Here is a 12465-nt window from a genome sequence, read left to right on the forward strand (position 1 = left end):
CATGGCCAGCTATATCGTTCGTCGCCTGCTGCTGATGATCCCCACCCTGCTGGGGATCCTGCTGCTCAACTTCATCATCGTGCAGGCCGCTCCCGGCGGACCGATCGACCAGATGATGGCCCGCTTCGAAGGCTTGAACAGCAATGCCAGCACCGGTCTCGAAAGCGGCGGCGCTGACGGTAACAACAGCGGAGGCAACGCGCAGCGGCTCCGTGGCGTCAACGACGAGCTGCGCCAGCAGCTGACAGAAGAGTACGGCTTCGACAAGCCGGCCTGGGAACGCTTCGGCCTGATGCTCAAGGACTACGCCACGTTCGATCTGGGCGAGAGCCTGTTCCGGGGCCAGCCGGTGCTCGACCTGGTGCTGGATCGGCTGCCGGTATCGATTTCGCTCGGGCTATGGACCACGCTGCTGGTCTACCTGATCTCGATTCCGCTGGGCATTCGCAAGGCCCTGCGTCACGGCAGCGCCTTCGACGTCTGGTCGTCGGGCGCGGTGGTGGTCGGCTACGCGATCCCCGGCTTCCTGTTCGCGATCCTGCTGATCGTGGTCTTCGCCGGTGGCAGCTACTGGAACTGGTTCCCGCTGCGCGGGCTGACGTCCTCCAATTTCAGCGAACTGTCACTGCTCGGCAAGATCCAGGATTACTTCTGGCACATCACGCTGCCGGTCCTCGCCTCGGCCATCGGCAGCTTCGCCACCCTCACCATGCTGACCAAGAACAGTTTCCTCGACGAGATTCACAAGCAGTACGTGCTGACGGCCCGCGCCAAGGGCGCCTCGGATCGGCGCGTGCTCTACGGCCACGTATTCCGTAACGCCATGCTGATCATCATCGCCGGCCTGCCCTCGGCGCTGATCGGCATCCTGTTCACCGGCTCGCTGCTGATCGAGGTGATCTTCTCGCTCAACGGCCTTGGCCTGCTGGGGTTCGAGGCCGTGATGCAGCGCGACTATCCGCTGATCTTCGGCACGCTCTATCTCTATACCCTGATCGGGCTGGTACTCAAGCTGATCTCGGATCTGACCTACGTCTGGGTCGACCCACGCATCGATTTCGGCACCCGGGAGTCGTGATGACATCGAGCCATCGCCGGCGCTTGTCGCCAATCACTCAGCGTCGCCTTCAGGTCTTTCGCGGCAACCGCCGCGCCGTCTGGTCGCTCTGGATCTTCGGGTTGCTGTTCATCGTCAGCCTGGGCGCCGAGCTGGTCGCCAACGACAAGCCGATCGTGATGCAGTACGACGGCCATTGGTACGTGCCGCTGCTGGTGGATTACCCCGAAACCGAGTTCGGCGGTTTCCTGCCGACGACGGCCGACTATCGCGACCCTGTCGTCTACGAACAGATCGCCGACAATGGCTGGATGCTGTGGCCGCCGGTGCCGTTTTCCTACCAGACGCTGGACCGCGACGTGCAGGGGCCGGTGCCTTCGCCGCCTGGCAGTCGCCACTGGCTGGGGACGGACGACCAGGGTCGCGACGTGTTTGCCCGCGTTCTCTATGGGTTTCGGCTGTCGGTGGCCTTCGCCCTGGCGCTCACCATCGGCTCGATCTTCCTGGGTGTGGTGATCGGCGGCGTTCAAGGCTACTTCGGCGGCAAGATCGACCTGATCGGCCAGCGCCTGATCGAAATCTGGTCCGGGTTGCCGGTCCTGTTCCTGCTGATCATCCTGGCCAGCCTGGTCGAACCCAACATCTGGTGGCTGCTGGGCATCATGCTGCTGTTCTCGTGGCTGGGCCTGGTGGATATCGTTCGCGCCGAGTTCCTGCGCGCCAGGAATCTGGAGTACGTGAGGGCCGCGCGCGCCATGGGGCTGCCCTCGCATCTGATCATGCGCCGACACGTGCTCCCCAACGCGATGGTCGCCACGCTGACCTTCATCCCGTTTCTGTTCACCGGCGCCATCACGACGCTGACGGCACTGGATTTCCTCGGCTTCGGGCTGCCGCCGGGCTCGCCCTCGCTGGGCGAACTGGTCGCCCAGGGCAAGAACAACCTGCAGGCGCCCTGGCTCGGCGTGACCGCTTTCGTCACCCTGAGCGTGATGCTGTCGCTGCTGGTATTCATCGGCGAGGGGCTGCGCGACGCGTTCGATCCCCGCCATATCCTCACTGCGAGCCGGGGCGACCGACCTGCCGCCATACCCGATAGCCCGCGTCAGGAAAGCCTGCCATGAGCGACAAGCGACTGTTCGAACTGCGCCGACTGACCATCCGCTTCGGTGCCCAGGCGGCGGTGACCGCGCTGGATTTGCATGTCGATCGCGGGGAAACCGTCGCCGTGGTCGGGGAATCGGGATCGGGCAAGTCGGTCAGCGCACTGGGCGCACTGGGGCTGCTGCCGACGGGCACCGATATCGAGGGAGAGCGCTATTTCGACGGCCGCGATATCGGCCATCTCTCGCCTCGCCAATGGAACGCGCTGCGCGGCGGGCAGATCGGCTTCATCTTCCAGGAGCCGATGACCTCGCTGAATCCGCTGCATAGCATCGGCAAGCAGCTGGGAGAAACGCTGCGCCTGCATCAAGGGCTTCGAGGCGAAGCTGCCAAACGCCGCATCAAGGAACTGCTGACACAGGTCAGACTGCCCCGGGTCGAGGAGCTGATCTCGGCCTGGCCCCACCAGCTTTCCGGCGGGCAGCGCCAGCGGGTGATGATCGCCATGGCGATCGCCAACGACCCGAAACTGCTGATCGCCGACGAGCCCACCACGGCACTGGACGTGACGGTACAACAGGAGATTCTGGCGCTGCTGGACGACCTGCGGGATCGTCACGACATGGGCCTGCTGCTGATCAGCCATGATCTCAATCTGGTGCGTCGCCATGCCGACCGGGTCGTCGTCATGCGTCGTGGCGAGCGCGTGGAGACCGGCCCCACGCCCGTCGTCTTCGACACGCCGCAGGCCGCCTACACGCGACAGCTGATCGATGCCATTCCCAGCGGCCGGCCGGCGCCTCCGGAACAGGACGGCGAAACACCGCTGCTGGCCGCCGATCGCGTCAGCGTGGCGTTCTCCCGGCCCAAACCCTTTCTGCGGCCTCGCCCTCCGGCTTTCGTCGCCGTCGAGCCGCTGTCGCTGCAACTCCGCAAGGGGGAAACACTCGGCATCGTCGGTGAATCCGGCTCCGGCAAGACGACGCTGGCCTCGGCCCTGATCCGGCTACTGCCCGCCAGCGGCGAGATCCGCTTCGCCGGACAGCGGCTCGATACCTTGAGCGGCGACGCCCTCAGGCGCCAGCGACGCGGGTTCCAGATCGTGTTCCAGGACCCCTACGGCTCGCTGTCACCGCGCATGCCGGTGGCCGATATCATCAGCGAGGGACTGCGTTTCCATCATCCCGAGCTCGATGAAGCGACCGTGGCCGAGCGCATTGCCGAAGCGCTTCGCGACGTCGACCTGCCGCCGGACTGCGGCGACCGCTATCCCCACGAGTTCTCGGGCGGTCAGCGCCAGCGTATCGCCATCGCCCGCGCCCTGATCCTCAAGCCGAGTCTGCTGGTCCTCGACGAACCGACCTCGGCCCTCGATCGCACGGTGCAGAAGCAACTGATCGAGCTGCTGCGCAGCGTCCAGGCCAGACACGGCCTCGCCTACCTGTTCATCAGCCACGACCTCGCCGTGGTCAGAGCGATGGCACACAGAATACTGGTGTTGAAGGATGGCAAAGTCGTCGAACAGGGAGAGTGCGAAGCGCTGCTCGAGAACCCGCAATCGGCTTACACACGGGCACTGATCGACGCTTCCTCCCTCTCCCTGCCTTGATGACGAATTCAAGGTGATCTGAAGATGTCTTGCCAAAACAAGATAACGGTATAAACCTTGAAATCCGCGCCCCACGGCTCCCGCTTCCCGCTGGAAGGCAATTCAGAACGCGGCTATCTCTTCCGGGCGCAGATAGCGACATTCGCCGGGTTCGAGATCCGGATCGAGCTCCAGCGGCCCGATCGCTTCACGGTGCAGCGTCTCGACCGTATGCCCCACCGCCGTCAGCATGCGCCGGACCAGGTGGTAGCGCCCCTCGGTGACACCGATCAGCACTTCGGTATCACTCACGGCTTCGAAGGTGGCCGGCCGGGTCGGCTTATCGTCACCGTTCAACTCGACGCCCTCGGCAAACTGTTCCGCGATGCGCTCAGCCTCACCCGCTGCCAGAGGTTCACCCAATGTCGCCCGATAGCGCTTCACACAGGCGCGGTTCGGCGAGGTCACGCGGTGCGTCCACTTGCCATCGTCGCTGATCAGCAGCAGTCCCGAAGTATCGAGATCCAGCCGCCCTACCGGATGTACCCGCTCGATCTGCGGGATATCGATCAGACTCAACACGGAGGGATGATGCGTCGGGCGCAGGGAGCACTCGACACCTACCGGCTTGTGCATCATCAGGTATCTCCAGCCAACCCGTTCCAGTATGTCGCCCTGCCACCGCACCACCTGGTCGTCGGAAACCTGATACGAGGCGTCTCGCGTCACTTCGCCGTCGACGCTCACCTCGAACTGGCGCAGCGCACGCTTGGCCTGGCTGCGCGTGAGTTCCGTGGCCTCGCTAAGAAATCGATCCAACCGCATTGTCAGTCATCCCAGTGAAAAGGTCAGTCACCCCAGTGAAAAGTGTCGGCATCTTGCCACGCCGGGAACTTGTCGCGAAATGTCTTTAACGCATCGCTGGAAATCGTGACGGTTTCGACGAACGCTTCGCCCGGCGGATGATCGGCCAGCGGCTCGCCCTTGAAGTCCACCACCATGGAGTCGCCGGCGTAAGGCAGCCCGTTGCCATCCTCTCCCACCCGGTTGACGCCGATCACGTAGCTCAGATTCTCGATGGCACGCGCCTGCAGCAGCGTTCGCCACGGGTGTCTGCGCGGCGCCGGCCAGTTGGCGACGCACAGCAGCGCCTCGTATTCGAAAGGTTGCCCGGCGCCGGGTTGCTGGCGCAGCCACACCGGAAAACGCAGGTCGTAACATACCGACAGCAGGATACGGACGCCCTTGATCTCGACCACCTGGCGCCGGGTGCCCGCCGCGTAATGCCTGGGCTCATCGCCCATGCGAAACAGATGCCGCTTGTCGTAATGGGTCATCACCCCTTCCGGCGTCATCCAGACCAGCCGGTTGTAGCGGCGTCCACCGTCGGCGATCGCCAGGCTCCCGGTGATGGTGCAGCCTCGCTCCTGCGCCTGGCTGCGCATCCAGTCCAGCGTCGGGCTGGCGTCGAAGGGCTCCGCCATGGCTTCGGCATTCATGGTGAACCCGGTGGCGAACATTTCCGGCAGCACGATCAGATCGGTCCGGCTGCCATCCAGCATCCCCATGCGGCTATCCAGCAGGCGTCGATTGGCTGCCGGATCTTCCCAGTGCAGTTCGCTCTGCACCAGACTGACGCGTAATTCACTCATGGCTTTCCTCTCTGGAATCGCCGCCCTCGTCTGACGCGGGTCATTTCAGTACATTTCCCGTCGACGTCGGGCAGCCTGCGTGACGTGGTCATGATAGATTACGGGCCCGAGATATGGAGCGTCGATCGTGTCGAGCCCTGCAATGGATGATTCCCAACCTCAAACCACCGAGACGGCAACCCCGGAGCGGCAGGCTTCCGCGAGCGATGCCCGCCTTGGCGTCGTGTTCGGCGTTGGCGCGTACGCCATGTGGGGCTGCTTCCCCCTGTTCTTTTCGCTGTTCGACGGCGTGCCCGCGTTCGAGGTGCTCATCCAGCGCATCCTCTGGTCCTGCGCGTTCCTGATCGTCGTGGTCACGCTGATGAGACGCTGGGCCGCGTTGCGCCGCAGCTTTCGAAGCCCGCGCGAACTGGTTCGCGGGCTGGGCTGGAGTCTCGGCTGCGCGCTGCTCATCGCGCTGAACTGGGGGCTCTATATCTACGCGGTGGAAACCCACCATGTGCTGCAGGCGAGCCTGGGCTACTTCATGACGCCGCTGGTCAATGTGGCGCTAGGGATGCTCGTGCTGCGCGAGCGGCTCGGGCGCTGGCAGATGCTGGCGATCGGTCTCGCGCTCGGCGCCGTTCTGCTGCAACTGGTGATGCTCGGCAAGCTGCCCTGGATCAGCCTGGTGCTGGCCATGACATTCGGCACCTACGGGTTGCTGCGCAAGCGCGTCTCCCTGGATGCGCTGTCGGGGCTGCTGGTGGAAACGAGCCTGTTGCTGCCGTTGAGCCTCGCCGCGCTGGCGTGGCTGACCTGGCACGGCCAGTCTCACTTCGGCGAGACGTCGAAGACCACCGCATTGATGATCGTCAGTGGCGTGGTCACCACCCTGCCGCTACTCGCCTTTGCCGGCGCCGCCCGGCGGCTGACGCTCTCTACCGTCGGCTTTCTGATGTATCTCAACCCGACGCTGCAGTTCCTGCTGGCGCTATGGGTATTCGACGAAACCATCTCCTGGCCTCAACTGTTCACCTTCGTCCTGATCTGGATCGGGCTCGGATTCTACTCGGTGGAGACATGGCGCCAGCATCGCAAGCTTGGTGCCTGAGGCACGCGAAAAGCCCGGCGGTCCGAACGACGGCCGAGCTTGGGCGAGGCGCAAAATAAGGCCGGAAAGATGCCTTAAATCTGCAGCCCCATGATTTCCTTGTACGCGGTCACGAGACGATTACGCACCTGGACACCCATGTCGAAGGCCACGCTCGCCTTCTGGGAATCGATCATCACGTCGTTCAGCGCCACATCGGGATCGCCGGCCTGGAAGGACATGGCCTGCTGGTTGGCAGTTTGCTGCATCTGGTTGATTCGTCCGAGCGAAGCCTGCAGCTCCCCGGCAAAGCTGCCGTGAGTCTCGGCAGCAGGGCTCTGCGCGCCCATGCTCTGTCCGCTCGCCTGAGCCGAGAGAGCCTGCATTTGCTGAAGCGCCGCTTGAATGGCTGGAGCACTCATGAAGATTTTCCTGTATGACGGCGCCCTGTGGGAAAGCGACACGACCGCCGGTGGATTCGACACTGGCAGCCTATCAACAGCAAGCCAATCACTATCGCGGTAAATGCGCGTGAAAACATCGGCTTTTCCCACCTTCGCCATTAACGTACCGACACATAATGGCTGCCATCAAACTAACGCCCCGGCCAGGGCCGCATCGGACTGACTCTCCGAGCGTGTCGAGGCACGGATGAGCAGACGCGTTGCAGGGAGCAGACTACTGCTATGTTGTCGAGTCGCACCACGTGCCATGAGCGGAGTCCGACATGAGCACGGCCACGTCGTCCAACGACGCTCAGAGTTCAACCAACGCATCCGCCCGGAATCCGAATCGGCAAGCCGCTTCGGCGGCGACGTCCGGCGGTCGCGACTGGTTGAACAAGTTGCAACAGAACCCCCGTATCCCGCTGATCGTAGCCGGCGCTGCTGCCGTGGCTATCGTCATTGCCCTGCTGCTATGGGCCCGCAGCCCGGAATATCGGGTTCTCTATTCGACACTGACCGACGCCGACGGCGGTCGAATCATCACCCAGCTCGATACCATGGGCATCCCCTACGAGTTCAGCGAGGGCGGCCAGGCCCTGCTCGTTCCGGCCGATCAGGTCCGCCAGACTCGTCTCCGGCTGGCCGAACAGGGGCTGCCCGAAGCCAGCGGCGTCGGCTTCGAGCTGATGGATGACCAGGCATTCGGCATCAGCCAGTTCGCCGAACAGGTCAACTACCAGCGCGCTCTGGAGGGCGAACTGGCCCGCACCATCGGCACGCTGGGCAGCGTCGAGCGGGCCCGCGTTCACCTCGCCATGGCCAAGCCGTCCGTCTTCGTCCGCGAGAGCGAACCCGCCTCCGCCTCCGTCGTCCTCGACCTGCAGCCGGGTCGGGTACTGGGCGAAGGCCAAGTCAATGCCATCGTCCACATGGTCTCCAGCAGCGTGCCGCAACTGGCCGTCGACGACGTTACCGTCATCGATCAGAACGGCGATCTGCTGAGCCGCTCCAACCGCAACACCAACCAGCTGGATGGTAGCCAGCTCGATTACGTCAATAATCTCGAGGACCAGTACGCCCAGCGCATCGAGGCGATCCTGGCGCCGATCGTCGGCGCCAAGAACGTACGCGCGCAGGTCACCGCGCAAATCGACTTCTCCCAACGGGAACAGACCGCGGAGCGTTACGGCCCTAACCAGGCGCCGAACGAGGCTGCCGTGCGCAGCGAACAGAGCAGCTCGTCGTACCAGCGCAATGGCGACCTCGCCATGGGCGTACCAGGCGCACTGAGCAATCAGCCGCCGGGCGTTGCCGCCTCCCCGATCAATGCGCCGGATACCCAAGCCCAGACCGATGGGGCCGACAACGCCGGTAACGCTAATAATGCCGACAACCAGAACGCGGATACGCAGGGCGCCGCCACCGAGACCGCTGACACCACCGAGACCGGCCGGGTACGTCACGACAGTACCGTCAACTATGAAGTCGACCGCACCGTCGAGCACATCAAGCAGCACAGTGGCGACATCGAGCGCCTGTCGGCAGCCATTGTCGTCAACTATCGCGAAGGAGTCGACGAGGACGGCAATCCGACCCAGGTCGCACTGAGCGACACGGAGATGGAGCAGATCCGCGGCTTGGTACGCCAGGCGATGGGCTTCTCGGCGGCTCGCGGTGATGCGCTCGAGGTCGTCAACAGCCCGTTCCAGATCGATGCACAGGATTTCGACACCCTGCCCTGGTGGCAGACGCCGGAAGTCTGGAGTCTCGGCAAGAGCGTACTGAAGTATCTCGTCGTCGCCCTGGTCGCCCTGTTCCTGTGGTTCAAGGTGGTGAAACCGCTCCTGCGTCGCCAGACCGCAGAGCCCGCTCCCGCGCCGGTGGCGGCACCGACACCCGCCACCGGCGCGGCGGCAGCCGCCGGTGCCGCGAGCTACCAGGCAGTCAGTGACAGCGGCGTCAGCGATGAGCCTGTAGAAGGCTCGAGACGCGAACGCAGCCGTCGCGGCGCCTCGAGCTACGAGCAGGATCTCAAGGAAGTTCGTGAAATCGCCCAGGAAGATCCCCGCCTGGTCGCCATGGTCGTCAGAAGCTGGATGGACAAATCATGACGGTGGAAATGACTGGCGCTCGACGCGGCGCCATCCTGTTGCTCTCCCTGGACGAAGACAGCGCAGCGGAAGTCTTCAAGTACCTCTCCAGCCGAGAGGTGCAGGAGATCAGCCAGGAAATGGCCAAGCTCGGCCAGGTCTCTCATCAGGAGATGGCGGCGGTATTACGCGATTTCTACGAGGAAGCCGAGCAGTTTACGGCCATCAATCTGCACTCCAGCGATCATATCCGCGCGGTTCTGACCAAGGCACTGGGCAGCGAACGCGCCAGCAGCCTGATCGAGGACATTCTCGAGACCAGCAATACGGCGTCGGGCATCGACTCGTTGAATCTGATGGAAGCGTCGATGGTCGCCGAAATGATCCGCGACGAGCACCCGCAGATCATCGCCACGATCCTGGTGCACCTGGAGCGCTCTCAGGCCGCCGACATTCTCGAACTGTTCGGCGACAAGCTGCGCGAAGACGTCATGCTGCGCATCGCCACCTTCAGCGGCGTACAGCCGGCAGCGCTGCAGGAACTGACCGAGGTACTCACGTCGATGCTCGACGGCACCAACCTGAAGCGCAGCAAGATGGGCGGGGTCAGGACAGCGGCCGAGATTCTCAACCTGATGAACTCCACTCAGGAAGAACAGGTCATCGAAGTGGTTCGCGCGCATAGCGAGGACCTGGCGCAACGCATCATCGACGAGATGTTCCTGTTCGAGAACCTGCTGGATATCGACGACCGCGGCATCCAGATGATTCTGCGCGAAGTCGAAACCAACTCTCTGGTGATTGCACTGCGCGGTGCCGAAGAAGCGTTGGTCGACAAGTTCACTCGCAACATGTCTCAGCGTGCGGCGCAGCTGATGCTTGAAGACATGGAAAACCGAGGACCGGTTCGTCTATCGCAGGTCGAAAACGAACAGAAGTCGATTCTGGCGGTCGTACGGCGTCTGGCGGATTCCGGCGAAATCGCCTTGACGGGTGGCGACGATGGCTACGTCTGATCGCGGCAATCGGACCGAGTCTGACCGTGTCGAATGGCACCGCTGGCAGATGGAAGAGCTCGCGCGCGCCCCGTCCCCGGCTCCCGGTCAATCCGCCGCAGACGCCGAAGCGCAGCGTCGTCGTCGGCAACGGGAAGACGCCGAGGAGAAGGCGCGCCGAGCGATCGCCGAAAAGGCCCGGCAACAGGGTTACGAAAGCGGCTACAGCGAAGGGCACGAGCAAGGCTATCAGGCAGGTTACAAGGAAGGTCTCGAAGCGGCCAACGCAGCCGCCGAACTGGAATTCAACAAGCGCCTGGACATGACGCTACGCCCCCTTGCCGAGCTGGCCAGCAATTTTCGTCAGGCATTGGCGACGCTGGATACCGAAGTCGCCGATCAACTGGTCGAACTGGCGCTGATCACAGGCCGCCAACTGGCGGGCGAGTCGCTGGCCGCAAACCCCGAACACATTCTGAGCGTCGTGCGCGAGCTGCTCGATGCCGACACCACCCTGAACGGCAAGCCCCGTCTGTGGCTGCATCCGGATGATCTCGAGCTGGTAACGACCACCATGGGCGATGCACTCGAGGCCAGCGGCTGGGAGTGTCACGCCGACCCCACGCTCGAGCGCGGCGGCTGCCATGTCACCAGTGCCGCCGGCGGACTCGACGCCAGCCTGAGCACCCAGTGGAAGGCGATTCTCGACCAGCGGCGTCAACGCAAGACGACGTCGAGCGGCCAACCGGCAGAGCCTGAATCTCAGGACGGCGGGCTCGAGTCCGGCCATGACCGCTCCAGCCATGGTGGCTCGGAGCAAGAAGGTGCCGATCACAGCGGTAAGGATCACAAAGGTCCGGGTCACGAGAGTTCTGATGGCGAAAGTTCCGGTGGCGAGAGTTCCGGTGGCGAGAGCTCCGATGACGAGTGACGCCACAGAGTCCTCGATCTCATCGGGGGCCTCCCAGCACCACCAGCATTGGCGTCAAGTGCTGGGCAAGATCAGCCATCGCGTCGAATCGCTCTCCCATTACCGCCACGAAGGCCGGGTGACTCGCGCCACGGGGCTAGTGCTGGAAGCCATCGGAATCCGCCTTCCGCTTGGCAGTGCCTGCCTGATCGAACTCTCCCCCGGCAACGGCCACGATGACGAACGCTATGCCGAGGCGGAGGTGGTCGGGTTTGCCGGGGACAAGCTGTTCCTGATGCCATTGGCAGACACCAGCGGCCTGTTGCCGGGCGCCCGGGTACTCGCGCTCAGCGGCAACCGCCTGGACATCGCCAGCGCCAGGCGCTTCCCGCTGGGCGACGGGCTGCTGGGCCGCGTCGTCGACGGTAACGGCCGGCCACTCGACGACCACGGCCCGCTCGAGCAGGCACCCCACGCCCCGCTGGACACGCCGCCGATCAACCCGTTGGCCCGTGCGCCCATCGATACCGCCATCGACGTGGGCATCCGTGCCATCAACGGGCTGCTCACCGTGGGCCGCGGCCAGCGCATGGGCCTGTTCGCCGGCTCCGGAGTCGGCAAGAGTGTGCTGCTGGGCATGATGGCGCGCTTCACCAATGCCGATGTCATCGTCGTCGGCCTGATCGGTGAACGGGGGCGCGAAGTTCAGGACTTCATCGAAAACATTCTGGGCGACGAGGGCCTGGCCCGAGCCGTGGTGGTTGCCGCCCCGGCCGATACCTCGCCGCTGCAACGCATGCAAGGCGCGGCCTACGCGACGCGGCTGGCGGAAGACTTTCGTGATCAGGGGCGCAACGTGCTGTTGATCATGGATTCGCTGACCCGCTATGCCATGGCGGCTCGCGAGATCGCGCTGGCCATCGGCGAGCCGCCGGCAACCAAGGGTTACCCCCCCTCCGTCTTCGCCAAGCTCCCGGCGCTGGTGGAGCGGGCCGGCAACGGCAAGCGCGGCGGTGGCTCGATTACCGCCTTCTATACCGTGCTGACGGAAGGTGACGACCAGCAGGACCCCATCGCTGACTCCGCCCGCGCGATCCTCGATGGCCACATCGTGCTTTCAAGACAGCTGGCGGAGAGCGGCCACTACCCGGCCATCGATATCGAGGCCTCGATCAGTCGTGCGATGCCGGCGGTGGTCGACACCAGGCGCCTGCGCCAGGCGCAAGGCTTCAAGCAGATGATCTCGCGCTACCAGCGCAACCGCGACCTGATCAACGTTGGCGCTTACATCAGCGGCCAGGACCCCCAGCTGGATCGCGCAGTCGCGCTCTATCCACGACTCGAGGCCTTCCTGCAACAGCGTATGAACGAGATCGCCGAACTGGCTCCTACCCAGGCCGATCTCGATAGACTCATACCGATCGACGACTGACCTTCCGCCGCACCCCGTCGAGTGGCAAATCGGCGCGCGCAGTACCGGAATAGTGGCATTTTTCATCGCTTATCAATCCTTTGACGGGACGGCCCGAGCGCCACAATGGCAATCGGTGG

Annotated in this window: 11 protein-coding genes; 8 read left to right on the forward strand and 3 right to left on the reverse strand. The window is 64.0% G+C overall.

What is annotated here, in order from left to right:
* Position 1 precedes the first annotated feature (1 nt).
* The 3 genes from CCD76_RS10275 to CCD76_RS10285 are packed head-to-tail and all read left to right on the forward strand — an operon-like array spanning position 2 to position 3770.
* Positions 2-1078 carry a microcin C ABC transporter permease YejB gene (locus tag CCD76_RS10275; protein WP_087719436.1) on the forward strand — a complete coding sequence of 359 codons (1077 nt, stop codon included), beginning with the start codon at positions 2-4 and terminating at the stop codon, positions 1076-1078.
* A complete protein-coding gene (locus CCD76_RS10280) occupies positions 1078-2181 on the forward strand; it encodes an ABC transporter permease (protein WP_087719437.1) in 1104 nt (367 codons plus the stop codon). Before CCD76_RS10275 ends, CCD76_RS10280 begins: the two co-directional genes overlap by 1 nt.
* The gene (locus CCD76_RS10285; protein WP_087719439.1) at positions 2178-3770 is read left to right on the forward strand and encodes an ABC transporter ATP-binding protein; all 1593 of its coding nucleotides are present in this window, start codon (positions 2178-2180) and stop codon (positions 3768-3770) included. The genes CCD76_RS10280 and CCD76_RS10285 overlap by 4 nt, the downstream gene beginning before the upstream one ends.
* A 102-nt stretch (positions 3771-3872) precedes the next feature.
* Here CCD76_RS10285 and CCD76_RS10290 read toward each other — a convergent pair whose 3' ends face one another.
* Both CCD76_RS10290 and CCD76_RS10295 read right to left on the reverse strand, forming a co-directional pair.
* The gene (locus tag CCD76_RS10290) at positions 3873-4574 is read right to left on the reverse strand and encodes a pseudouridine synthase (RefSeq protein ID WP_087719440.1); all 702 of its coding nucleotides are present in this window, start codon (positions 4572-4574) and stop codon (positions 3873-3875) included.
* A 23-nt stretch (positions 4575-4597) separates the two neighbouring features.
* Positions 4598-5401, reverse strand: coding sequence for an amidohydrolase (locus CCD76_RS10295; RefSeq protein WP_087719441.1), 804 nt, complete (start codon positions 5399-5401; stop codon positions 4598-4600).
* Between the two features lie 142 nt (positions 5402-5543).
* On the opposite strand from CCD76_RS10295, the gene rarD reads away from it, so the two are divergent.
* On the forward strand, positions 5544-6494 hold the full coding sequence (gene rarD / locus CCD76_RS10300) for an EamA family transporter RarD (RefSeq protein ID WP_087719443.1): 951 nt from the start codon (positions 5544-5546) through the stop codon (positions 6492-6494).
* Between the two features lie 74 nt (positions 6495-6568).
* Here rarD and fliE read toward each other — a convergent pair whose 3' ends face one another.
* A complete protein-coding gene (gene fliE, locus CCD76_RS10305) occupies positions 6569-6895 on the reverse strand; it encodes a flagellar hook-basal body complex protein FliE (RefSeq protein WP_087719444.1) in 327 nt (108 codons plus the stop codon).
* Between the two features lie 305 nt (positions 6896-7200).
* Here fliE and fliF point away from each other — a divergent pair, with 305 nt between their 5' ends.
* From fliF to fliI, 4 genes are read left to right on the forward strand one after another with little or no spacing between them, the layout of a single operon-like run.
* On the forward strand, positions 7201-9030 hold the full coding sequence (fliF, locus tag CCD76_RS10310) for a flagellar basal-body MS-ring/collar protein FliF (protein ID WP_087719445.1): 1830 nt from the start codon (positions 7201-7203) through the stop codon (positions 9028-9030).
* Complete coding sequence (gene fliG / locus CCD76_RS10315) at positions 9027-10025, forward strand: flagellar motor switch protein FliG (protein WP_071231246.1); 999 nt, start codon at positions 9027-9029, stop codon at positions 10023-10025. Before fliF ends, fliG begins: the two co-directional genes overlap by 4 nt.
* The gene (locus tag CCD76_RS10320; RefSeq protein WP_087719446.1) at positions 10012-10935 is read left to right on the forward strand and encodes a flagellar assembly protein FliH; all 924 of its coding nucleotides are present in this window, start codon (positions 10012-10014) and stop codon (positions 10933-10935) included. Before fliG ends, CCD76_RS10320 begins: the two co-directional genes overlap by 14 nt.
* Entirely contained in the window at positions 10925-12346 is a 1422-nt protein-coding gene (gene fliI / locus CCD76_RS10325) for a flagellar protein export ATPase FliI (RefSeq protein WP_087719447.1), read from the forward strand. Before CCD76_RS10320 ends, fliI begins: the two co-directional genes overlap by 11 nt.
* Positions 12347-12465 lie beyond the last annotated feature (119 nt).

Source organism: Salinicola salarius (assembly GCF_002179555.1).
GTDB classification, from domain to species: domain Bacteria; phylum Pseudomonadota; class Gammaproteobacteria; order Pseudomonadales; family Halomonadaceae; genus Salinicola; species Salinicola salarius_A.

What these genes read in the sequence shown, in the direction of transcription:
- rarD (WP_087719443.1), top strand. Translation starts at nt 5,544, where the DNA reads ATGGATGATTCCCAACCTCAAACCACCGAGACGGCAACCCCGGAGCGG.
- fliF (WP_087719445.1), top strand. Translation starts at nt 7,201, where the DNA reads ATGAGCACGGCCACGTCGTCCAACGACGCTCAGAGTTCAACCAACGCA.
- fliI (WP_087719447.1), top strand. Translation starts at nt 10,925, where the DNA reads ATGACGAGTGACGCCACAGAGTCCTCGATCTCATCGGGGGCCTCCCAG.
- fliG (WP_071231246.1), top strand. Translation starts at nt 9,027, where the DNA reads ATGACGGTGGAAATGACTGGCGCTCGACGCGGCGCCATCCTGTTGCTC.
- CCD76_RS10280 (WP_087719437.1), top strand. Translation starts at nt 1,078, where the DNA reads ATGACATCGAGCCATCGCCGGCGCTTGTCGCCAATCACTCAGCGTCGC.
- CCD76_RS10290 (WP_087719440.1), bottom strand. Translation starts at nt 4,574, where the DNA reads ATGCGGTTGGATCGATTTCTTAGCGAGGCCACGGAACTCACGCGCAGC.
- CCD76_RS10285 (WP_087719439.1), top strand. Translation starts at nt 2,178, where the DNA reads ATGAGCGACAAGCGACTGTTCGAACTGCGCCGACTGACCATCCGCTTC.
- CCD76_RS10275 (WP_087719436.1), top strand. Translation starts at nt 2, where the DNA reads ATGGCCAGCTATATCGTTCGTCGCCTGCTGCTGATGATCCCCACCCTG.
- CCD76_RS10320 (WP_087719446.1), top strand. Translation starts at nt 10,012, where the DNA reads ATGGCTACGTCTGATCGCGGCAATCGGACCGAGTCTGACCGTGTCGAA.
- fliE (WP_087719444.1), bottom strand. Translation starts at nt 6,895, where the DNA reads ATGAGTGCTCCAGCCATTCAAGCGGCGCTTCAGCAAATGCAGGCTCTC.
- CCD76_RS10295 (WP_087719441.1), bottom strand. Translation starts at nt 5,401, where the DNA reads ATGAGTGAATTACGCGTCAGTCTGGTGCAGAGCGAACTGCACTGGGAA.